The 23335-nt window shown below is 55.0% G+C and carries 15 protein-coding genes and 1 tRNA gene; 14 read left to right on the top strand and 2 right to left on the bottom strand.

Annotation, left to right across the window (positions count from 1 at the left end; translation table 11 throughout):
- Positions 1-17: 17 nt before the first annotated feature.
- Positions 18-1679 carry an AMP-binding protein gene (locus FY034_RS05930; protein WP_265554437.1) on the bottom strand — a complete coding sequence of 554 codons (1662 nt, stop codon included), beginning with the start codon at positions 1677-1679 and terminating at the stop codon, positions 18-20.
- A 473-nt stretch (positions 1680-2152) separates the two neighbouring features.
- On the opposite strand from FY034_RS05930, the gene FY034_RS05935 reads away from it, so the two are divergent.
- The 3 genes from FY034_RS05935 to FY034_RS05945 are packed head-to-tail and all read left to right on the top strand — an operon-like array spanning position 2153 to position 7834.
- Entirely contained in the window at positions 2153-3298 is a 1146-nt protein-coding gene (locus FY034_RS05935) for an efflux RND transporter periplasmic adaptor subunit (RefSeq protein ID WP_265554438.1), read from the top strand.
- A gap of 8 nt (positions 3299-3306) precedes the next feature.
- Positions 3307-6456 carry an efflux RND transporter permease subunit gene (locus tag FY034_RS05940; RefSeq protein ID WP_265554439.1) on the top strand — a complete coding sequence of 1050 codons (3150 nt, stop codon included), beginning with the start codon at positions 3307-3309 and terminating at the stop codon, positions 6454-6456.
- On the top strand, positions 6449-7834 hold the full coding sequence (locus FY034_RS05945) for an efflux transporter outer membrane subunit (RefSeq protein WP_265554440.1): 1386 nt from the start codon (positions 6449-6451) through the stop codon (positions 7832-7834). Before FY034_RS05940 ends, FY034_RS05945 begins: the two co-directional genes overlap by 8 nt.
- A gap of 1 nt (position 7835) precedes the next feature.
- On the opposite strand, the gene FY034_RS05950 is transcribed toward FY034_RS05945, so the two are convergent.
- The gene (locus FY034_RS05950) at positions 7836-9293 is read right to left on the bottom strand and encodes a DUF294 nucleotidyltransferase-like domain-containing protein (protein WP_265554441.1); all 1458 of its coding nucleotides are present in this window, start codon (positions 9291-9293) and stop codon (positions 7836-7838) included.
- Between the two features lie 323 nt (positions 9294-9616).
- Between FY034_RS05950 and FY034_RS05955 the strand changes: the two genes are divergently transcribed.
- The 11 genes from FY034_RS05955 to FY034_RS06005 all read left to right on the top strand — a co-directional run bounded on the left by FY034_RS05955 (position 9617) and on the right by FY034_RS06005 (position 23332).
- Complete coding sequence (locus tag FY034_RS05955; protein ID WP_265554442.1) at positions 9617-10393, top strand: IclR family transcriptional regulator; 777 nt, start codon at positions 9617-9619, stop codon at positions 10391-10393.
- A gap of 102 nt (positions 10394-10495) precedes the next feature.
- On the top strand, positions 10496-10804 hold the full coding sequence (locus tag FY034_RS05960; RefSeq protein WP_265554443.1) for a DUF485 domain-containing protein: 309 nt from the start codon (positions 10496-10498) through the stop codon (positions 10802-10804).
- An 11-nt stretch (positions 10805-10815) separates the two neighbouring features.
- A complete protein-coding gene (locus FY034_RS05965) occupies positions 10816-12831 on the top strand; it encodes a cation acetate symporter (RefSeq protein WP_265554444.1) in 2016 nt (671 codons plus the stop codon).
- 485 nt (positions 12832-13316) lie between these two features.
- The gene (locus FY034_RS05970; protein ID WP_265554445.1) at positions 13317-13625 is read left to right on the top strand and encodes a DUF485 domain-containing protein; all 309 of its coding nucleotides are present in this window, start codon (positions 13317-13319) and stop codon (positions 13623-13625) included.
- 11 nt (positions 13626-13636) lie between these two features.
- Positions 13637-15634 (top strand): cation acetate symporter, encoded by a 1998-nt coding sequence (locus FY034_RS05975; RefSeq protein WP_265554447.1) that lies wholly within the window; start codon positions 13637-13639, stop codon positions 15632-15634.
- A gap of 80 nt (positions 15635-15714) precedes the next feature.
- A complete protein-coding gene (locus tag FY034_RS05980) occupies positions 15715-16929 on the top strand; it encodes a putative nucleotidyltransferase substrate binding domain-containing protein (protein ID WP_265554449.1) in 1215 nt (404 codons plus the stop codon).
- 46 nt (positions 16930-16975) lie between these two features.
- Positions 16976-17050 (top strand) — tRNA-Val (locus FY034_RS05985).
- A 157-nt stretch (positions 17051-17207) separates the two neighbouring features.
- Positions 17208-17732, top strand: a complete 525-nt coding sequence (locus FY034_RS05990; protein ID WP_265554450.1) for a type II secretion system protein — start codon at positions 17208-17210, stop codon at positions 17730-17732.
- A 38-nt stretch (positions 17733-17770) separates the two neighbouring features.
- On the top strand, positions 17771-20872 hold the full coding sequence (locus tag FY034_RS05995) for an InlB B-repeat-containing protein (RefSeq protein ID WP_265554451.1): 3102 nt from the start codon (positions 17771-17773) through the stop codon (positions 20870-20872).
- A gap of 2 nt (positions 20873-20874) precedes the next feature.
- Complete coding sequence (locus FY034_RS06000; RefSeq protein WP_265554452.1) at positions 20875-22092, top strand: type II secretion system F family protein; 1218 nt, start codon at positions 20875-20877, stop codon at positions 22090-22092.
- 172 nt (positions 22093-22264) lie between these two features.
- Entirely contained in the window at positions 22265-23332 is a 1068-nt protein-coding gene (locus tag FY034_RS06005; RefSeq protein WP_265554453.1) for a hypothetical protein, read from the top strand.
- Positions 23333-23335: the final 3 nt, after the last annotated feature.

The raw sequence follows: 23335 nt of genomic DNA on the forward strand, positions 1-23335 counted from the left end.
TGTACATGCTGGTGATATCAGGAAGCTGCTGCGACGTCTTCTTCCAAATGCAGTTCCTTGATCGCCATCTCCCGCAGCTTGAACTTCTGGATCTTGCCGCTGGCGGTCATCGGGTAGCCCTCCACAAACTTGACGTATTTTGGTACCTTATAGTTGGCAATCTTGCCGCGACAGAACTCCTTGACCTCTTCCTCGGTCATTTCCAGCCCCTTTTTCAGGATTACCGCTGCCATGACCTGTTCACCGTACTTTTTGTCCGGCACGCCGTAGATCTGGACATCGGAGATCTTTGGGTGGGTGTAAAGGAACTCCTCGATCTCTTTGGGATAGATGTTCTCGCCGCCCCGGATGATCATCTGTTTTATCCGGCCGGTGATCTTGCAGTAGCCGTTTTCATCCATGATCGCCAGGTCGCCGGTGTGCAGCCAGTTATCGGCGTCAATCACCTTGGCAGTCTCTTCCGGCATCTTGTAGTAGCCCTTCATGACCATATAGCCACGGGCGCAGAGCTCACCCTGTTTGCCCGGCGGCAGGGTGGCACCGGTTTCGATATCGACAATCTTGACCTCGGCACCCGGGAGAGCCCGTCCCACGGTGGAGACCCGCAGTTCAATCGCATCCTCTGTGCGGGTCTGGGTGATGCCGGGGGACGACTCGGTCTGACCGTAGACACTGGTGATTTCAGTCAGGTTCATATCCCGCACTGCCCGTTTCATGACCTCGATCGGGCAGACCGAACCGGCCATGATGCCGGTGCGCAGGCTGGAGAGATTGAATTTTGAAAATTCAGGATGTTCCAGCTCGGCAATAAACATGGTGGGGACGCCATGCACCGCAGTACATTTTTCAGCCTCAATGGTCTGCAGCACCTTGAGCGGATCAAATATCTCCACCGGTACCATGGCAGAACCGTGGGTGACACAGACCATGGTGGCCAGCACACAACCAAAGCAGTGGAAAAACGGTACCGGAATGCAAAGCCGGTCTTTGTCGGTGAACTTCATGCATTCACCGATCTGGAAACCGTTGTTGGCCAGGTTGTAGTGGGTCAGCATTACCCCTTTGGGGAAGCCGGTGGTGCCGGAGGTGTACTGCATGTTGATGGTGTCGTGGATATCGATGGTCGCCTCAACCGCTGCCAGCTCTTCGTCGGAAACATCCTTGCCCAGCTCGATGATCCGCTCGAAATTCAGCATGCCGGCCGGCGTTTCTTCGCCGATAAAGACCACGGTCTTAAGGAACGGCAGCTTCTCATGGTGCAGTTTGCCCGGTTCGGAATCGTGGATGGAGGGGACCACCTCGGCCAGGGTCTTGACATAGTCGGTATCCTTGAATGACTTGACCATGAACAGGGTGGTGGAATCGGACTGGTTTAGTACGTACTCCAACTCTGATGATTTATAGGCGGTATTGACCGTTACCAGCACCGCACCGATCTTGGGGGTGGCAAACTGCAGGATCACCCACTCCGGTACGTTGTAGGCCCAGATGGAGACGTGATCCCCCTTCTTGATTCCCAGTTTCAATAGTCCTTTGGCCACCTGGCGGCAGATTTCGTTAAACTGTTTGTAGGAATAACGCAGTCCGCGTTCCGGGTAGACCAGGGCGTCATTATCGGGAAAGCGCGCTGCAATCTCATCCAGCATGGCGCCAATCGGCTTGGTTATGGCTTGGGACATGGGTTACCTCTTATAGGTTTGTTTGGCTAAACGAAACTGCATTTTTGTTTTGTCAACTAATTTGTTTTGTAACTCGTTGAATTTTTAAGGTTTGCTCAATACCATAGCAACGGCTGGGCGTCAAGCCCCAGTGGTCAGGCTTGGCGCTTTGAGCGACCCGGACGCAGTGTAACGAGAGCCCGCAACGTTGGATGCAGCAACCCTGGCATAATCGCCGGTTTGTCAACATAAAGCTGGACTGGCTTGGTGGTGCGGGGGAGTACTGCTATCAAGGAATACATCTGTATTGCATTTGCCTATGTGTCATCCTAAACAGCAGTATAGGTGTGGCGCCATTCCTTGACAATGCCTTGATGTATGGTACCTCAGGTAGACATGAAATAGATCAAAACAGCTGTGTGAGGTTGCCGATGCTATCTGCGCTCTTAGGCTCTTGTAACTGCTTTAAAAATAATTGTTTGTCTGCGTTAGGCATGATTGCACTCGGTATGCTGGCTGCTCTGGCCGGCTGTAACAGACAGGAACCGGCCAAATCTGCCCAGCTGCCGGCCGAGGTGGTGGTGGTAACGGTGCAGCCCCGCACAGTGCCGGCTGTCTTTCCGTTTGTGGGGCAGGTCCAGAGTTCCCATCAGGTGGATATCATGGCGCGGGTGAGCGGATTCCTGGAAAAGATCAGCTACCAGGAAGGTGGACCGGTCAAGCATGGGCAGGTGCTGTTCCAGATCGACAAGAAGCCGTTTGTGGCTGCCGCCGATGCGGCCAAGGCCGAGGTAGATACGCGCAAATCCCAGCTTTTCACTGCCAAGGCCAACCTGGAGCGGGTCAGGCCGCTGGCGGAGCAGAACGCTGCCAGCAAGAGCGATCTGGACAATGCCATCGGCAACTTCAAAGGGGCCGAGGCAGGCCTGCAACAGGCCCAGGCCAACTATGCCAAGGCCCTGCTGGATGTGGGCTACACCACCATCACCTCGCCGATCAGCGGGGTGTCCGGCCAGGCCCTGATGCGGGAGGGAGCTTACATCTCGGCCGGTAGCAGTTCGGCCAAGCTGACCTACGTTGCCAAGCTCGATCCGGTCTGGGTCGATTTCAGTATTTCGCAGAATCAGCAGGCCACCGTGCGCCAGCAGGTGGAAAGCGGTCAGTTGATCCGGCCCAAGGATGGCCGCTTCACCACCGAGCTGGAGCTGTCAGACGGCAGCCGCTATCCCCAGACCGGGGTGGTCAACTTTGCCGATCCCTCTTACAGCAAGGATACCGGCACCTACCTGGTGCGGGCAGAGATCGCCAACCCCAAGGGGGGGTTGCGTCCCGGCATGTACGTCAAGGTCTGGCTGAAGGGGGCCAGTCGCCCCAATGCCCTGGTGGTGCCGCAGCGGGCGGTGCAGCAGAGCGGTAACGGCAACGTGCTGTACGTGGTGAACGACAAGCAGCAGGCTGAGCTGCGTCCGGTCACGGTGGGGGACTGGCTCGGCAATGACTGGATCATCACCCAGGGGCTGCGGCCTGGCGAGCGGGTGGTGGTGGACGGTTTCATGCGGCTGGCGCCTGGGGCGCCGGTCAAGGTAGTGGCCGCGGATGAGCCGCAGCAGGCCGGTCCTGTGGCTCAGGCCGCCAGGTAGGGGGCGGTATGGGCAGCTACTTTATCGACCGGCCGGTCTTTGCTGCTGTGATCGCCATTCTGATCACCCTGGGGGGGCTGGTGGCGCTCAAGGTGACCCCGGTGGCCCAGTATCCCAATATCGCCCCGCCCACGGTGCAGGTCTCGGCCTTCTACCCCGGTGCCACGGCCGAGGTGGTGGCCAACACGGTGGCAGCGCCGATCGAACAGCAGGTCAACGGCGTGGATGGCATGACCTATATGGCCTCCACCAGCTCTTCTTCAGGTAACATGTCGCTGACCATCTCCTTTGAGCCCGGCACCGATCCCGACATGGCCCAGGTCAACGTGCAGAACCGGGTCAGCCAGGCTGCCTCCCTGTTGCCGGATGTGGTCAGTCAACAGGGGGTCACGGTCCAGAAGCGTTCCCAGTCGTTCATGATGGTGATCAGCGTCTATTCTCCCGATGATCGCTACGATCCGGTCTACCTGGGCAACTACGCCAACCTGTATATCCTGGATGCCATCAAGCGGATTCCCGGTGCCAACCTTTCATCCATGTTTCCGTTGCCGGACGTGGCCATGCGGATCTGGCTCAAGCCTGACCGTCTGGCGCAATTGGGGCTGACGGCCCAGGATGTGTCCGACGCCATCCAGCAGCAGAACAAGGCCTTCGGGATCGGCTCCATCGGCCAATCCCCTGCGCCCAAGGGGACCCAGCAGACCTTTGTGGTGACCACCAAGGGGATGCTGAGCGAACCGGCCGAGTTTGAGAACATCATTATCCGGGCCGCCTCGGAAGGTTCCGCCCTGGTGCGGCTGAAGGATGTGGCCAGGGCCGAGTTGGGGGGCAAGGACTACTCGGTCACCACCAAGGTGAACGGCAGGAAATCAGTGGCGATCGTGGTCTACCAGCAGCCGGGGGCCAATGCCATTGAGACCTCCCGTCAGGTGCACGAACTGCTGAGCGGCCTGAAGAAGAACTTCCCCCAGGGGCTGGACTACAAGGTGGTGCTGGACACCAGTGAGTTTACGGCCGCCTCGATTGAAAAGGTGGTGCATACCTTCTTCGAGGCGGTGGTGTTGGTGGTGCTGGTAGTGTTCCTGTTCCTGCAGAGTTTCCGGGCCACCCTGATCCCGATTCTGGCAGTGCCGATCGCCATTATAGGTACCTATATGGGGATTCTGGCTCTGGGTTTTTCCACCAATATGCTGACCCTGTTCGGCATGATCCTGGCCATCGGCCTGGTGGTGGACGATGCCATTATCGTGGTGGAAAACGTGGAGCACAACATGGCCGCGTACGGTATGTCGCCGATGGAGGCGGCCAAGAAGGCCATGTCCGAGCTGACCGGCGCCCTGATCGCGATTGTGCTGGTGCTGGGCTCGGTCTTCCTGCCGGTGGCCTTTCTTGGAGGCATGACCGGCACGCTCTACAAGCAGTTTGCCGTCACCATTGCGATCTCGATGGTCCTGTCCGGTGTGGTGGCACTGACCCTCTCGCCTGCCCTGGCAGCCAGGATTCTGCAGCCGACTCATGGCGAGAAAAAAGGTTTTTTCAGGTGGTTCGAGGAACGTTTCAAGGCCTTGACCGAACAGTATGCCGTTGGGGTGCGTTGGTTGATCCTGCACAAGGGGATCGGCTTGGCCCTGTTTGCCGGGGTGCTGGTGGCGGTGCTGCTGCTGTTCAAGCTGGTGCCGGGCAGCTTTGTGCCGGAGGAGGACCAGGGCTACCTGTTTGTGGGGGCGAGCCTGCCGGATGCGGCCAGCCTGGAACGGACCACGGCGGTCTGCGACCGGGCCGTTGCAACAATCCAGAGCAACAAGGCCATGGGGGATATCACCCAGATCAATGGCTACAGCCTGATCGACGGCAGCGTCAAGGATAATGCCGGTCTGCTGTTTGCGGCGCTCAAGCCGTACCAGCAGCGCAACCAGAAAGGGAGCGATGCCTTCAGCGTACTGAAGGATCTGGGGCACAAGCTGCAGGGGACCAGGGAGGGACTGGTCTTTCCGATCAACCCGCCCTCCATCCCCGGTCTGGGCAGCACTGGCGGGTTCGAGTTCGCGATTCAGAACAAAGGGGGCACTTCTCCCCAGGAACTGGAGAAGGTCACCAAACAGTTTGTGGCCGAGGCCCGTAAACACAAGGAACTGACCGGGGTCTCCAGCACCTTCTCGGCCAGCCAGCAGCAGCTCTATCTGGATGTGGATCGGGCCCAGGCCGAACTGCTGGGGGTGCCGGTCTCGACGGTTTTCAACACCCTGCAGTCCTACTTCGGCTCGGCCTATGTTGGGCAGTTCCTGCAGTATGGCCGGCTCTGGCAGGTGATCCAACAGTCTGAGCCCAGTTATCGCGACAAACCGGATGACCTGACCCAGGTCTTTGTCCGCTCCAACAGCGGCAGCATGATCCCGCTCTCTGCCATGGCCACCATTCGCTATGTGGCAGGCCCCAGCCTGCTGCTCCGTTTTAACGGTTTTCCGGCTTCCAAGGTTACCGGCAGCCAGGCGCCCGGCTACAGCTCCGGTCAAGCCATTGCTGCCATGGAAGCGGTGGCCAAACAGGTGCTGCCCGAGGGGTACGGTTATGCTTGGTCCGGCCAGGCCTTTGAGGAGAAAAAGGCCGGCAACACCTCCATCCTGGCCTTTGCCTTTGGTCTGGTGATGGTCTTTCTGATCCTGGCAGCCCAGTATGAAAAATGGTCATTACCGATCGGGGTGGTACTGTCGGTGCCGTTTGCCCTGTGCGGTGCCCTGCTGTTGACCTGGTCAAGGGGGCTTGAAAACGACGTCTATTTCCAGGTGGGGCTGGTGACCCTGGTGGGGCTCTCGGCCAAGAACGCCATCCTGATCATCGAGTTTGCCGCTGAAAACCTCAAAAAGGGGATGACACCGGTCGATGCCGCGGTGGAGGCAGCTCGTCTGCGTCTGCGTCCGATTGTAATGACCTCGCTGGCCTTTATTCTGGGCTGTGTGCCGATGGCCATTGCCCACGGTGCCGGTGCCAACAGCCTGCGGGCCATCGGTACCGGGGTGATCGGTGGTATGCTGGCTTCTACTCTGGTGGCCTCCTTCTTTGTGCCGCTTTTCTTTGTGCTGCTGGAATCGGCCAGTGGTATCTTCAGCCGAAAAAAGGGTAGTAAGGCCCTGCAGGAAGGGGGCAAGGACCATGCGTAGTTTTGTTCTTGTCATTATGGTGCTGCTGTTGTGCGGCTGTAGTGTTGGGCCTGATTATGTCCGGCCTGAGGTAAAGGCGCCTGACCAGTGGAATGTGGAGTACAAGGCTGCCGCTGATCTGGCCAATACCCAATGGTGGAAGCTGTTTGGTGACAAGGTGCTGGATGACCTGATTGAGACCGCAGTGAGAGGGAACCTGGACCTGAAGAGTGCCACCGCAAAGGTGGATCAGTATCTGGGGGTACTGGACACCACCCGTTCGCAATACTTTCCGCAGATATCGGCAGGTTTCAATCCTGGGGCTACCCATAGCGGCAGCAGTACCACCCAGAGTTACCAGGCCACGGTGAATGCCACCTGGGAGCTTGACCTGTGGGGCAAGATCAGGCGTTCCAGCGAGGCTGCTCAGGCCCAGATTGTGGGCAGTGAGGCTGGCCGTCGGGCGGTGATCATGACGGTGGTCTCCAATGTGGCCAGCGGCTACATCACCCTGCGGGGCATGGACCGCCAGCTGGAGATAGCCAGAGACACGGAAAAGGCCTATGCCGAGAGCTTGAAGCTGTTTCAGCTGCGTTTCAAGCACGGGACCATTTCTCAACTTGAACTCGCCCAGGCTGAATCCAACTATGAAGCTGCCCGTCAGGCCATACCCAGCTACGAATCACTGGTGCGCCAGCAGGAAAACCTGATCTCGCTGCTGTTGGGGCGTGCACCGGGCCCGATCCCGCGGGGCAAAACCATTGATGAACTGATCCCGCCCGGCATCCCGGCCGGTCTGCCGTCGCTGTTGCTGGAGCGGCGTCCGGATATCATCCAGGCTGAGCAGAACCTGATTGCCGCCAATGCCGAGATCGGCGTTGCCAAGGCGGCCTACTTTCCCAAGATTTCACTGACCGGGGCATTGGGGGTGTCCAGTGGCGATATCAGCAGGTTGTTTGTGCCAGGGGCCGGCATCTGGTCTGCCGGTGCCCAGTTGGCTCAGCCACTCTTCAATTTCGGTCAGACCGCCGGACAGGTCAAACAGGCTGAGGCCCAGCAGCAGCAGGCCTTGTACCAATACCAACAGACGATTCTGACGGCCTTCAGGGAAGTTGAAGATGCCCTGATCAAGACCACCAAGGGCAGGGAACAGCTGGAGGCCCAGAGACGGCAGGTTGCCTCGTTGAGCGACTATGACCGTCTGGCACGGCTGCAGTTTGAGGCCGGTACCTCAAGCTATCTGCAGGTCCTGGATGCCGACCGGTCACTGTTTACCGGCAAGCTGGACAAGACCAAGACCCATTATGACCTGCTGGTGTCGTTGATCTCGGTTTACAAGGCGATGGGTGGCGGCTGGGTGGCCGAGGCTGATAAACTCGGGGAGCCGGCGAAGAAGTGAATTATATCCGCAACAGGTCCAACTGAAAGGTATCCTTGAGGATCTGCAGCATCAGATTGACGGTTTTCAGGGCTGAGCGAAGCTGTTCCTGCTCCCGGTTGCTCAGCCGGTTCGGGTCGCAATGATTTCCGGGTGGCTTTCCGGCTGCAACCGCATCGAGCTGGAGCATCAGACGCAGCCGTATCAACAGGCTGAACGCCTCTTCAATGCTGTTCAGGTCATCTCCTGAAATCTGGCTGTCCTGTCGTAACCAGCCCAGTTTGTCCCAGGTGGTACCTCCCATGCTGCAGTGTAGCAGCGCCAACAGACTGACCCCCTGGGTCAGGGCGAAGATCCCTCCCTTTTTCAGATCAAAACTGCCTTGGTGTTCACCTTTCTGCTCAAGTTTGATCCGGCCGAACAGCCCCAGCGGCGGGCTGAACTGCACAATATTATGGGCCATGTAGGAGAAGAACAGGGAATGGTGGTGGCTGGTGGTGATAATATGTTCCCGCAGTTTTTTCTCCAGCGACAGATTGCCGTGGATGACCCGCAGGTCCTGGAACATGCCGAATTTAACCATGTTCTTCAGGCTTGGCGTACTGATCCAGCGTGTAACTATCCGTTGCCAGGTGGAGAGGCTGTGGCACCATTGGCGATTGCTGGCCATGATCCCCCCCGGGCAACGGGGAACGCCGATAAATTCCAGACGGTCCACAATCCGGCTGGCAAACTGTTTGATCTGTTTCAGCTCTTCTGCTGTGGTTGCGTCGCTGTAGACAATGGCGTTATCCTGGTCAGTCCGCAGGGTCTGTTCTTCCCGTCCCTCACTTCCCATTACCAGAAAGGCTGCTGAACGGGGCAGTCTGACCGCCTCAAGCCGCTCCAGTAATGTGATTACCTGTAGTGTCATCAGATCGTTAAAATGCGATATCAGTGAAATCAGACTTTGGGTGTCGGCCCCGGACTTGACCACAAACTGTAGCAGTTCAATGAGCCGTGTGCTGATCGCCCGCAGTTGTTCGAAGTTTTCAGCCGCCTCGATTTCCTGCGAAAGATACAGGGGGCAACGGCTTTGGATCCTCAGCAGATCGCTGTTGGTGATGACACCCGCCAGGCTGCCATCGTCATTTACAACCACCAGACGGTGGATGTTGAAACGGGCCATCTTGAAGATTGCCTTGAAAAGGTAATCATGGCGTCTGATGGTGATCAGGTTGGTTTGCATCAGGTCCTGCACGGTGAGTGATGCCAGGGCATGGTGATTTGTTGCAACGCAATTTCGCAGGTCCCGCAGAGATACGATTCCCACCGGTTTGTCATCTTCAACCACTACCACCCCGGATATGTTGTGCTGTTGCATCAGGCCGGCCATCTCGATCAGTCCGGTCTGTGGCAGGCAGGTGATCGGCGTACGGTTGCAGAGCAGATCTACCTCAATGAAATAGAACGAATCCTGGCTGATCAGATTGTCAGACATATGATCTCCCGTTGCCTAAACACTGGTTTGTCGTTCGAGGAGCTTGTACGGCGTTGTCCTTGAAAACAAGAGTGTAACGTTTGTTTATCACAAAATTTAAACGGCATTATATTTTTTTTGTATCAAACGGCCAAATGGCGATACACGGGGACATTTTTGATGTCTGTTTGTTTTTTTAACATAACGTAATTATTTGATAAAATAAGATTAAGATATTTTGAAAAAAATACTATTGACAATTTTAGAACATAATATTAAATGGCTGTATATGCTGTTTGTAGAACGAATTAGAACAAAATTTGATTAATCCGTTTGGAGACAGTATGGATCGGGATAAGGGAGCATATTCAGCACAGGTGGTTGTCAAGGCAATAGACTTGCTGGAGGCCCTTGCATCCAATGAGCGGGCAACGACAGTACCCCAGCTGGCAAAGGTCTTGAAAATGCATCGCAAGAAGGTGCTGTCCCTGTTGGATACCCTGGAGGAAAAGGGGTTGGTGGACCGGGATGAGCAGTTGGGGACCTATAGTCTGGGGTTGCACTCATTCAGCATGGCCCAGCGTATCCTGAAAAATGCAAACATGATCAGGATCGTGCATCCGGTAATGGAATCGCTGGCCCGCAAGCATGAGGCTGCCGTCTGCTTTACCGTGCTTGATCGTGATGAGGTGTTTTTTCTGGATGTGGTTGATTCGTTTCAGCAGGTCAAGGCGACTGAGATGGTGGGGCGCCGCTTTCCTTTTTTTACCAATGCTGCCGGCAAGGTGATCAAGTCGCTCAGTTCTCTTGATCTGTTGGAGCGGATTAACGGGCGGCGCCGAAAAAACCCGGTGGTGCCCAACCCGGAGCTGTTGCAGCAGGAGCTGGATGAGATCCGCAAAAAAGGTGTTGCCATTGATGTGGGTGGTTTTGGTGAAGGGGTCTGCGCCGTGGCAGTAGCTATTCGTGATTATGGCGGCAAGGTGGTCGGCGCCTTGACCATGCTGGTGCCTGCCATCCGGATGGTACATGAACGACTTGAGCAGGAGGTGATCCCTTCAATGCTGGAGGGGGCTGAATTGCTTTCCATGAAATTCGGGTATGTCAAGATGCCCGCCTGATGTTGCACTACTATAACTGGATTCGAAAGGGGGAATGCGGAAACGGTCGTTTGGTAGGTTATCTGTATATCTAAGAAATATTTAGAGAAAGGAGTAACACTCATGGCGGAACAAACGTACAACTGGTCAGCGATAGCTAAAAATCCCAAGTTTATCGAACTGCACCACAAGAAAACAGCCTTCCTTTTCGGCTGGTGGATCTTCTCAACGATCTACTACTTCCTGCTTCCTATCGGAGCGGCCTATGCCCCGGGTCTGTTCAAGATCCAGATCCTGGGCAGGATCAACTTTGGTTATCTGTTCGCTTTGTCGCAGTTTTTTGTGTCCTGGGGCCTGGCAATGTACTATGCCCATGTTGCCAACAAGGACTTCGACCGTCTGACCAAAGAACTGGTCAGTGAACTTCAATAGGAGGTGATTCCATGAAGAGACTGTTAGTTGCTATCGGTTGCGTCCTCTCCCTGAGCTTCGCCGCCTATGCCGAGCCTGCCAAGGCACCGGCTGCCCCTGATGCCAAGCCTGCGGTTGCTGCTCCGGCTGCCGCACCTGTTGCTGCGCCGGCTGCAGTTGCCCCCGCTGGCCCTGCAGATGCTGCCAAGCCTGCGGCTGCTGCTCCCGCGCCGGCTCCTGCAAAGGATGCCAAGGCCGGTCTGAAGGCCAACCCCAAGGTTACCATTCCGATCTTCCTGATGATCATCGCTGCCACCATGGCGGTTGTGGTCTGGTCAGCCAAGCAGACCAAGTCGGCTGCCGACTTCTATACTGCCGGTGGTGGTATTACCGGTACCCAGAACGGTTGGGCGATTGCCGGTGACTACATGTCGGCTGCCTCATTCCTGGGTATTTCCGGTATGATCTCCCTCTACGGCTATGACGGCTTCATGTACTCGGTGGGCTGGCTGGTGGCCTACATCACCGTGCTGCTGATCGTTGCCGAGCCTTGCCGGAACGCCGGTAAGTACACCCTGGGGGATATCCTTTCCTTCCGTACCTCACCCAAGCCGGTCCGCGCTGTTGCTGCCATCTCCACGGTATCGGTTTCCACCTTCTACCTGACTGCTCAGATGGTTGGTGCCGGTAAGCTGATGCAGCTGTTGCTGGGGGTGCCGTACAAGACTGCCATCATCGGGGTTGGTATCCTGATGGTTGGTTATGTGGTGTTCGGTGGTATGACCGCCACCACCTGGGTTCAGATCATCAAGGCCGGCCTGCTGATGACCGGCGCTGCCATTCTGTCGGTCATGGTTTCAATCAAGTCCGGCTTTAACCCGTTCCAGTTTTTCAGTGATATCGCCACCAGCCAGAACATCATCGACCATGTCAAGCTGCTGCCGATCTACCTGAAAGAGGTGAAAGCCGGTACGGCCACGGTAGATGCCGGTCAACGCTTCCTTGAGCCGGGCCTGTTCCTGACCAACCCGCTGGATCAGATCTCCCTGGGTATGGCGCTGGTGCTGGGTACTGCCGGTATGCCGCACATCCTGATGCGTTTCTTCACCGTTCCCACCGCACAGGCTGCCCGTAAATCGGTTATCGTGGCCATGTTCATCATCGGTTCCTTCTACATCCTGACCACCCTGCTGGGCTTTGGCGCTGCCATCCATGTTACTCCGCAAGGTATCAAGTCTGTTGACGCAGGCGGCAACATGGCTGCCATGATGCTGGCAAAACAGCTGGGTTCAGAGTTCTCTCCATTCATTGGCGACCTGTTGCTGGCCTTCCTCTGTGCCGTTGCCTTTGCCACCATCCTGGCGGTGGTTTCCGGTCTGGTTCTGGCGGCCTCCGCTGCGATCGCTCACGACATCTATGTTAACGTGATCAAGGACGGCCATGCCGACCAGAAGGAGCAGGTCTTTGCTGCACGTGTTACTTCCTTTGTGGTTGGTGCGGTTGGTATCGTGATCGGTATTGCTGCAGAGAAGCAGAACGTTGCCCACCTGGTGGCCCTGGCCTTTGCCGTGGCCTCCTCCGGTAACCTGCCGGTTGTGGTGATGTCGCTGTTCTGGAAGAAGTTCAACACCGCCGGTGTTATTGCCGGTCTGGTGGTGGGTACCGTTGCTTCAATCGGTCTGGTGATGATCTCCCCCAACATGACCTATCCCGAGGTTGTTGCCAACAACGCTAAATTGGCCTACAGCAAGCTTGAGAAAGAGATTGCAGACGGCAAGGTCAAGCCTGAGGCAATGGAGAAGACCCTCAAGACCATCGAGACCAAGAAGGCTGAAGAGGCCAAAAACCGTGGTGGCAAGTCCATGCTGGGACTGGAGAAGCCGCTCTTTACCCTCAAGAACCCCGGCATCGTATCCATCCCGCTGGGCTTCATCGCCGCCATCCTGGCAACCCTGGCATTCCCGAGCAAGAAGGCCGAGGAGATGTGGGACGAGATCTATGTCCGCCAGAACACCGGCCTGGGTATGGCCAAGGCGATCGACCACTAATCGTTGTTCATCAGGTATCGTGATGTTATGCAATCAGGGAGGCTTCGGCCTCCCTTTTTTTTGTCTGGATTGCATGCGAATGGCGGATGGCTGGCGTGCTGACGGTGGAAGGGCGTAGAATGATTACAGCTTTTTAAAACATGGGTATACAAAATTGTTTTTGTGAAAATAAAAAAATAATTTAAAATGAAAATCGATGGGCAAAGTATTAAGATTACATGATAAATTTATATCTGTATTGTTTTGAATAAAATAATATTGACTATTTTAAAACGTCGTACTAATTATATGAAAACAAACGATGATTCTGCTGTTTCATTTTTGTTTTCACTGTCCTTGGATCGAATGTAATTTGTTGTTATTTTTATGTTATGTCGGATATTTCGATTTTATTACTACCACTTGCGACGTGAAAGGAGGCGGTCTGCAGTACCTTGGCAGTTTGTAGTTTCCAATTCCCACACTTTTGGAAAGGAGTAACACTCATGGCGGAACAAACGTACAACTGGTCAGCGATAGCTAAAAATCCCAAGTTTATCGAACTGCACCACAAGAAAACAGCCTTCCTTTTCGGCTGGTGGATCTTTTCAACGATCTACTACTTCCTGCTTCCTATCGGAGCGGCCTATGCACCGGGTCTGTTCAAGATCCAGATCCTGGGCAGGATCAACTTTGGTTATCTGTTTGCTTTGTCGCAGTTTTTTGTGTCCTGGGGCCTGGCAATGTACTATGCCCATGTTGCCAACAAGGACTTCGACCGTCTGACCAGAGAACTGGTCAACGAACTTCAATAGGAGGTGAACCCATGAAGAGATTATTAGTTGCTATCGGTTGCGTCCTCTCCCTGAGCTTCGCCGCCTATGCCGAGCCTGCCAAGGCACCGGCCGCCCCTGATGCCAAACCTGCGGTTGCTGCTCCGGCTACAGCCCCTGCTGCCACTGTTGCTCCGGCTACAGATGCTGCCAAGGTTGCTGCGCCTGCTCCGGCCAAGCCTGCTGAAGAGAAAAAGGCAACCCTGAAGGCCAACCCCAAGGTCACCATTCCGATCTTCCTGGCTATCATCGGCGCCACCATGGCGGTTGTGGTCTGGTCAGCCAAGCAGACCAAGTCGGCTGCCGACTTCTATACTGCCGGTGGTGGTATCACCGGTACCCAGAACGGTTGGGCGATTGCCGGTGACTACATGTCGGCTGCTTCATTCCTGGGTATTTCCGGTATGATCTCCCTCTACGGGTATGACGGTTTCATGTACTCGGTGGGCTGGCTGGTGGCCTACATCACCGTGCTGCTGATCGTTGCCGAGCCTTGCCGGAACGCCGGTAAGTACACCCTGGGGGATATCCTCTCCTTCCGTACCTCACCCAAGCCGGTCCGCGCTGTTGCTGCCATCTCCACCGTAGCGGTTTCCACCTTCTACCTGACCGCTCAGATGGTTGGTGCCGGTAAACTGATGCAACTGTTGCTGGGGGTGCCGTACAAGACTGCCATCATCGGGGTTGGTATCCTGATGGTTGGTTACGTGGTGTTCGGTGGCATGACCGCCACCACCTGGGTTCAGATCATCAAGGCCGGCCTGCTGATGACCGGAGCTTTTCTTCTGTCCGTGCTGGTTTCAATCAAGTCCGGTTTCAGCCCGCTGCAGTTCTTTACTGATATCGCTACCAACCAGAACATCATTGACCATGTCAAGCTGCTGCCGATCTACCTGAAGGAATCCGCTGCCGGTACGGCCACGGCCGATGCCGGTCAACGCTTCCTTGAGCCCGGTCTGTTCCTGACCAACCCGCTGGATCAGATCTCCCTGGGTATGGCGCTGGTGCTGGGTACTGCCGGTATGCCGCACATCCTGATGCGTTTCTTCACCGTCCCCACCGCGCAGGCTGCCCGTAAATCGGTTATCGTGGCCATGTTCATCATCGGTTCCTTCTACATCCTGACCACCCTGCTGGGTTTTGGTGCTGCTATTCACCTCTCCCCGCAAGGCATCAAGCAGGTTGACGCAGGCGGCAACATGGCTGCCATGATGCTGGCAAAGCAGATGGGTGGCGAGTTCTCTCCGTTCCTGGGTGACCTGCTGCTGGCCTTCCTCTGCGCCGTTGCCTTTGCCACCATCCTGGCGGTGGTTTCCGGTCTGGTTCTGGCTGCCTCCGCTGCGATTGCCCACGACATCTATGTTAACGTGATCAAGGATGGCCATGCCGACCAGAAGGAGCAGGTTTTTGCTGCTCGCGCCACTTCTTTCATCGTTGGCGCTTGCGGTATCCTCATCGGTATTGCTGCAGAGAAGCAGAACGTTGCCCACCTGGTGGCCCTGGCCTTTGCCGTGGCCTCCTCCGGTAACCTGCCGGTTGTGGTTATGTCCCTGTTCTGGAAGAAGTTCAACACCGCCGGTGTTATTGCCGGTCTGGTGGTGGGTACCATTGCATCGGTTGGTCTGGTTATGGTTTCCCCCAACATGACCTACCCGGACAAGGTTGCCGATAACGCCAAGATGGCTTATACCAAGCTTGAGAAGGAAATTGCAGAGGGCAAGGTCAAGCCTGAGGCAATGGAGAAGACCCTCAAGACTATCGAAGCCAAGAAGGCTGAAGAAGTCAAGAATCGTGGTGGCAAGTCCATGCTGGGTCTGTCCAAGCCGCTCTTTACCCTGAAAAACCCCGGTATCCTCTCGATCCCGCTGGGCTTCATCGCTGCCATCCTGGCAACCTTGATGTTCCCCTGCAAAAAGGCCGAGGAGATGTGGGACGAGATCTATGTCCGCCAGAACACCGGCCTGGGCATGGCCAAGGCGATCGACCACTAAGTCATCATCTTTGCATTCCTTTGAATTGTGGTATAGTTGGGGAGGCTTCGGCCTCCCCATTTTTTTAATCAGAGGGTTCCGTGGAAACTGTTCTGCATGATGACATGAGCAATCTGCTTGATCTGCTGCCGCCGCTTACGCAGTTAACCCGCTATTGTACGGTTGGTGAAATTGCTGAAGTGCTGCAGCAGCTCAAGGCGGATCTCGCTACTGTCAGGCGCAAGTTTGAGGTTTGGGATGCCCAGTCTGCCCTGCAACAGGGGTTGATAGGGACTACTGACGCAATGGCGCTGAAGCAGCTGCATGATGAGTTAAACCGGATCGAACTTGAACGCTTTATTGCCGCCGGGTCAGTCAGTAATCTGCATCGTTCCTGTACTCATTACCGTGATCTGCTTGCTGAACGGGCGCTGCAGATTGTCACTGAAGAGATGGCAGCTGCGGGGCACGGTGCGCCGCCTGTTTCCTACGCCCTGATCAGCATGGGGAGTGACGGCCGGGAAGAACAGACCCTGATTACGGATCAGGATTATCTGATCGTCTATGATGACGGGGGAGCAGAGGCGGCAGACAGCTGGTTCGTGGAGTTTGGCAACCGGCTGGTTGACTGCCTTGAAAATGCCGGGTTCAAGCGCTGTACCGGCGACATCATGACCAGCAACCCCACCTGGCGAGGATCGTATAAGCAGTGGCGCAAGCGTCTGTTTGCCATTGTGCGCTACGAAGTGGAAGATTTTGCCAAGAACATGATGGATCTGATTGTCCTTTCGGATGCCCGTTTTGTCGGCGGTGACCGTGTGCTGGGAGAAAAACTGATCGAGCTGATCCGTGATATGGAAAAAGAGCATTTTCAGGTGCTCTGGAGCATGGCCCGGGCAGCCACTGAAATGAAGCTTGCCCTGGGGTTCATGCGCCGGCTCTGGACCGAGCCCAGTGGTGAACACCGGGGAGAACTGAACATCAAGCTGCTGGCTTGGGCCCCCTTGGTCATGAACGTCCGTATTCTGGCCATCAGCCAGGGGATGTCAGCCACCAACACTGTCCAGCGGATCAACTTCCTTGAACAGGAAGGCAGCTTTTCTGAAGAAATGGCCCGTGGTCTGCGGGACTCCTACAACATCCTGACCCGCCACCGGATACTGCTGCAGATCAAGCAGATCAAGGGGATACAGAAAGATTCCTACTACCTTGATCCGCTGCTGCTGGACAGCGAGGAACGTGAACAGCTTCGTCATGCCGTGATCAGGGTTGAAGAGCTGCAGAAGATGATTCACACCAACTTCAACATTGTCTAAAACCTTGACAGGTGCAGGTCGCTTCGTCTATAAAACCACCTCTCATGCGCGCTTAGCTCAGCGGGAGAGCACTGCCTTCACACGGCAGGGGTCACTGGTTCAATCCCAGTAGCGCGCACCAAATACACCGCAGATGGGCCGACTGATCTTGTTTCAGTCGGCCTTTTTTGTGTCTCTGCCGGTTGAAAACTGGACGAAGAACGTTATAACAGGTATAAATTTAGAACTTATCTGGAATGTTGCCGGAAATCCAAACGGTTGAGTTGTGAGTGCATGCCATGTCTGCCAGAGCAGCATCCTTTCATAATCAGCAGGGATTTACCTACTTGATTGCGCTGCTCGCCGTGATGCTGATCGGCATCCTGCTGGGGGCTGTCGGTACCAGCTGGAAAAACGTCATGCAACGCGAACGGGAGGAAGAACTGTTGTTTCGCGGGATGCAAATTCAGGATGCCATCAGCCGCTGGCACCAGCCTAAGGGTACTATCCAGCAACATGTGGCCACGCCGTTGAACGATCTGAAAGACCTTTTAAGGGATCCTCGTACCCCTGCAACGGTCCGGTATCTGAGAAAACTGTATCGCGATCCCATGACCAACCAGGACTGGGTCCTGATTCGTGAGACCAGCCGTGGTATCATCGGTGTCAGCAGCAGCAGTACTGAACGGGTCATCAAGAAGGATAACTTTCCTGATCAGCTACAGGATCTGGTCAACAAAGAACGTTATGATCAGTGGCAGTTTGTCTATAAGTCGGGCCAGAAGACGGTGCCGACGGTACAGACGGTTCAGACGCCTAAGTAAGGTTTGCGGGGGGCGTTAAGGAAGGGAAGGGTAGAATTATGACTATTCAATCTATAACATCGCGGTTGACCATGGTTCTGACGTTATTGCTGTTTCTTTGCTTGACAGCAGCTCATGCCTCTGCAGCAACAACATTGGACGCCAGCTTTAAGCCGGTACTGTCAAGAGCTGGCCAGATTACCGGCATTGTCCCGCTGGCAAACAGTAAAGTGTTGGTGATCGGGAGTTTTACGTCCATCAGCGGTACTGCATGCAAGAATATTGCACGACTTAATGCCGACGGTTCCGTGGATACGTCGTTTCAGCTGGATGCAAGAATACCTGCTGACATGATTTTTGCCATAGCCGTTCAGGCAGACGGCAAGATTCTGATCGGTGGTCAAATATCGGTTATAGGTGCAACTGAATCGCATAACTATCTGTTCCGCGTGAGCGACACAGGTGTTTGGGACGAAACGTTTCAACCGGGGCGGTATGTCTACACGCCAGGCATTAGCTACGGTCTTGATGGTGCTGTCAGGGCTATTGCCGTGGATGGCAGCGGTGCAATTCTGGTGGGCGGGGATTTTACCGCACCAAAGAACCATATTGTTCGGCTTAACCCCCTGGATGGCTCGGAAGATACCACGTTTAATCCAGGGACTGGGGCAGATGGGACTGTTACCCATATTGCCCGGCAATCAAGCGGTCATATTATTATTGGTGGTTCATTTGCTACGGTAAACGGTACTGCCAAGGCGGGAATAGCGCGTCTTACCGCAGCCGGTGCTCTGGACAGCGCCTTTGGTAGCGGGCTTTACGGGGGGACTCTGCAGGCCCTGGCAGTGCAGGCGGATGACAAGGTGTTGTTGGGCGGTGATTTTTTTGGACTGAATGGCACCTACGATCTTCCCAAGCTGCTGCGGACCTCTGCCGAGGGCGTGCGGGATGAAACCTTTACGCAGTTAACTCCGAACTCGAGTGGCGGCTATAGTCCAGCCGCCGATTATTTCCAGGCAATTACCAGTCTTTTGGTTTTGCCGGATAAGATAGTGGTGGGTGGATGGTACAGCTCCATCATCATGAGCGGAAATCCGCTTTACCATGATGCCAGGATGTTTATCCTTGAAGCGGGCAATGGAGCCTATGCGAGTTCAGTGACTTTTAAAAGCGGGCCGAAAAATACCGATGGTTCTACCCGCTCGGATGTCTTTGCCCTGGGAAAACGCAGTGACGGCCAACCGTTGGCTGGTGGCAGCTTTACTCAGGAGGATTACACTGATACCTATTATTACGGCCTTTGTTTGATCTCCAGTACCACCTGGCAGCCTGTCACTACCTTTAAGCCCGTTGTTGGTGGCCAGGCTGATGTCAAATCACTGGCGCTTCAAACTGATGGCAAACTGCTGGCGGCTGGTGACTTTTATCTGGTCAACAACACCGCTGAAAATGGTGTGGCCCGTTTTGCTACCGCTGGCACCCTTGATACAACCTTCAGCTCTCCCGTTGTACAGGGGGGGAGCGTCAATGCCGTGATAGTTCGTTCAGATGACAAGCCCGTTATTGGCGGCTATTTTTATGAGGCCGTTGTCGGGGCCTCCTATCAAACCATGGATGTGATCCGCCTCAGCTCAAGCGGCACCGTTGAGGTCGGTACTTCAGCCGGTATGGTGAATGGGCTGGCGTTAGCATCGGAGAATAAAGTGCTGACCGCCCTGTACCATGCCCCAGGTGTCCGGCGCCTGAATAGCGACCTCACCCTGGAAAGTACAGCCACATTCAACCCCGGCAGCGGTATTTCCAATCAGCAGGTCCTGCCTTTTTATGATTTTGACCGGGTAAATGCCGTGGCGGTCCAACCGGATGGCAAGGTTCTGGTGGGTGGTTCCTTCTTTTCATTCAGTGGCATCTCGGTCCAGAATATTCTGCGCCTGAACAGTGATGGCAGCATTGATGATAGCTTTGTGTCGCCAAGTTTTACCGTTTTCAACGGTCGTAGTGAAGTCTTTGCCCTTGCAGTGCAGCCCGACGGCAAAATTTTGCTGGGTGGCCGTTTCTCAACTGTGGGGGGCATTACAAGCCCTTCGCTGGTACGCCTTAATGCCAATGGCAGTGTGGATGCAAGCTTTCTTGTCCCCTTTGGAGACCAGGGGTCAACAGCCTATGCACTGGCGTTGCAGTCTGACGGAAGAATAGTTGTTGGCGGCAACATGCAGATCATTGAGGGGGATTCTGTCTATAACAGTCTGGTTCGTCTGCATCCCAATGGCAGCCGCGACAGCACCTTCAGCAGCTCGGTAACCGGGACCGTAAAGTCTATCCTTGTTAGTGGCACGCAGTTGGTGGTTGGCGGTACGATTGAGGCGGTGGATGGGGCGGCCCGTCAGGCCCTGGCCCGGTTCCAGATGACCCCGGAGTACCTGTTGACCGTGACAAAATCAACGGCAGCAGGTGGAAGCGTCTCTTCCAATAGCGGTACCCTGGGATGGAGCGGTGCCGTCGGTATGGCGGCATATAACAGCGGTACCAGTGTTGTCCTGACTGCTGAGGCCGCTTCCGGTTATGTTTTCAGTGGCTGGTCCGGAGAAGGCTGCAGCGGTACCGGTACCTGTACGGTTGCCATGTCTGCAGCACGTACTGTTACCGCCACCTTTACTGCGGTACCGCAGGTCACCTTGACGGTTTCTTTTAGTGGTACAGGCGGCGGTTCTGTAATCAGCACCCCCAGCGGCATCGACTGTCCTGCTGCCAGCTGTTCCAGCCAGTTTGCTACAGGCAGTACGGTCACGCTCACCGCAGTCCCCAACGCCAGCTCAGCCCTTTCCGGCTGGATTGGTTGTCAAACAACGAATGGTACGGTCTGTGGCGCTATCATGAATGTTGCTAGAGAGGTAATAGCCGTTTTTGACTCGGCAAAAGCTCAAGTCGGGGGTGTTAACTATACCACCCTGGCAGAGGCGTTTGCTACCAACTTTGGTGCGACACCGATACTCCTGCTTGACGGTAACCTTGGTGAGTCGTTGGTTGTCAGCAAGTCTGTAACCCTGAAAGGTGGCTATAACGCTACGTTTACGGCATTAACCGGACTTTTCAGCAACCTGACAGCTCCCCTGACCATCACGAGCGGCAGCCTGACTGCCTCAATGCTGGTAATCAAGTAGCCATGCCGCTCTTTACCTGCAAACTGGGCAGTCCCGATGGTGCCATTCTGCAACGTGAGTTGGAGGCCGTCGACGAAGCCCAGCTGCGGGCAGGACTGGAGGCGCAGGGCTATCACGTCTTCACGCTGAAGCGGTCCGGCCTGAAACTGTCGTTCAACCTTTTAAAACCAGGTGGCGGACGGATTGATAACCGGGAGCTGCTGGCCTTTAACCAGGAACTGGTGGTGCTGCTTAAATCCGGTATGCCGATTGTGCCGGTACTGGATGCAATCCTTGAACATCGCCTGAAAACCGGTGGCACCTTTGCCCAGGTGCTGGGACAGGTGCGGGAGGATGTCAAAGGAGGGGCTGCGCTCTCCACTGCCCTGGAGCGGCACGGTAAGCTGTTCCCGCCGCTGTACCTTGCCTCTATCCGGGCCGGAGAGCGGACCGGAGAGGTGCCCCAGACCATCCGTCGCTATATCCTGTTCCTGAAAAGGTCTGAGGAGCTGCGTAAAAAGCTGATTTCGGCACTGATCTATCCAAGTATTCTCGTGGTGGTGGCGGTGCTGGCAATCATGTTGCTGCTGATCTATGTGGTTCCCACCTTCAGCCATGTCTACGCTGAGTCTGGATCGCAACTGCCCCTGCTGACCCGTCTGCTGATCAGCTTTACCAATACCTTGCAGTCTACCATTGTGGTCTGGCTGCCGGGACTGGTTGCAGCTGTTGTGGCCCTGCGCAGCTGGAGCCGCTCTGACGGGGGACGTCAGCGGATAGATCGCTGGAAACTGGCACTGCCGGTATTGGGTGAGCTGTTCTTCGGGTATTCCATTTCGGTCTTTTCCCGCACCCTGGCCACGCTGCTGGGCAGCGGCATACCGATTGTCGAATCATTACGGATGTCCCTGGGCACCTTGAATAACCGTCTGCTGGAGCAGGGCATGGTCACAGCCATTCATCAGGTAGAAGAGGGCGGACGGCTCTCGGTAGCCCTTGAACAACAGCATTTGATGCCGCCGCTGGCACTGCGGATGCTGGGGGTAGGGGAGGCCACCGGGGCGATGGAGGAGATGTTGTCCGATGTTGCCGAACACCTTGAGGCACAGGTTGAAGAGCGATTACAGCTCTTGGCCACTGCCATAGAACCGGCAGTCATGCTGGTTATGGGGCTGGTGATCGGTATCATCATCGTGGCCATGTATCTACCGATCTTTAAACTCGCCGGAACAGTGGGATAGTTAACCCTGCGGCGCTGATGCTCTTAAAAGTCTTGAAACAGCCTGTGACTGCGGTGATTACTCCTGGGGAAAACATTCGTAACTCCGCGAGAGTGACTGCCGTTTTAAGGATAATTTCGTGTATATCTGAAACATTCAGAATGGCCAGAATCACATTCCAATGAGGAGTAGTATGATGTTTACATGGTTAAAGATGTTCTTACTCTGCTTGTTTGTCGTCGCGATGTCCGCTGTCAGCTATGCCGTTGATGGTCCGTTTACGATCAAAAACGACCGGCTTGAATTTCCTGATGGCTCAAGCGTTGCAACCGCACCACGGGATGGTAAGAGCATTTTAAACGGTAGCGGTGCTCCCGGGATCTTAACCGCTCAACCGGGAGATTTCTATCTTGATACCCAGAATAGCAGGCTGTATGGTCCGTACAGCGGCTCGTGGGGGGCAGGTGTGTCTCTGGTTGGTCCACAAGGGCCGCAGGGATCACAGGGGGATATCGGCCCGCAGGGGCCGGCAGGTAGCTGTACGGGTGTTGTCTGTAGTGGAACTGTGCCGTCAATAATGAACAATATGACATACTCTGCTTCAAGCGTTATACCGACTGAGGTAACAACAGACCTGAATCGGATTTTGACATATTATCCCTATACCGAAGATGGTTCCGGGAATATAAAAGGCTTTGGCAACGATATCGGGATGCAGTTCGAGTCAAGTGGTCTTGCTATTTTCTATGTCCTTAAATACCTTTCTACAGGGTATATCGATACTACATTTAAACCGGTGAAAGTCGGTGCGGGCAGGTGGTCAATGACCACTATAAATGGAGCTTCTGCATTATTTGTAGATACCTCTGCAGTACGATATGCGTTGCCAGATATGTATTTTACTGCTCTTAATGGTAACTTGACTCGTGGTGAAATTGTTTCAGGACCTGTCAACAGTCTCGGGCAAACCGCATTGTTTACCAACGCAATGGTTTCTGGCAAGACGATCAAAGTACGGTTGCCACTGGGCCTTTATACGATGGTTTTTGCAGCAGATGGATCGGTAACAATAACTAAGCCCGGTAGTAGTACTAAAATATTTACCTGGTCAATAACAACTGATGGGAGGTTATCTGTCGCGAACACCATTACCTTTAAAATTGTAGGGGGGGCAGCAAATTTGTGGTCGGTGAGTTGGACAGATGCAAGCTATACCGCTCCTGCGACAGAGCTTGGTCCAACAACGCTTACGATTTATTGACAC

It is taken from the genome of Trichlorobacter lovleyi, from assembly GCF_015239775.1.
Lineage (GTDB): Bacteria > Desulfobacterota > Desulfuromonadia > Geobacterales > Pseudopelobacteraceae > Trichlorobacter > Trichlorobacter lovleyi_B.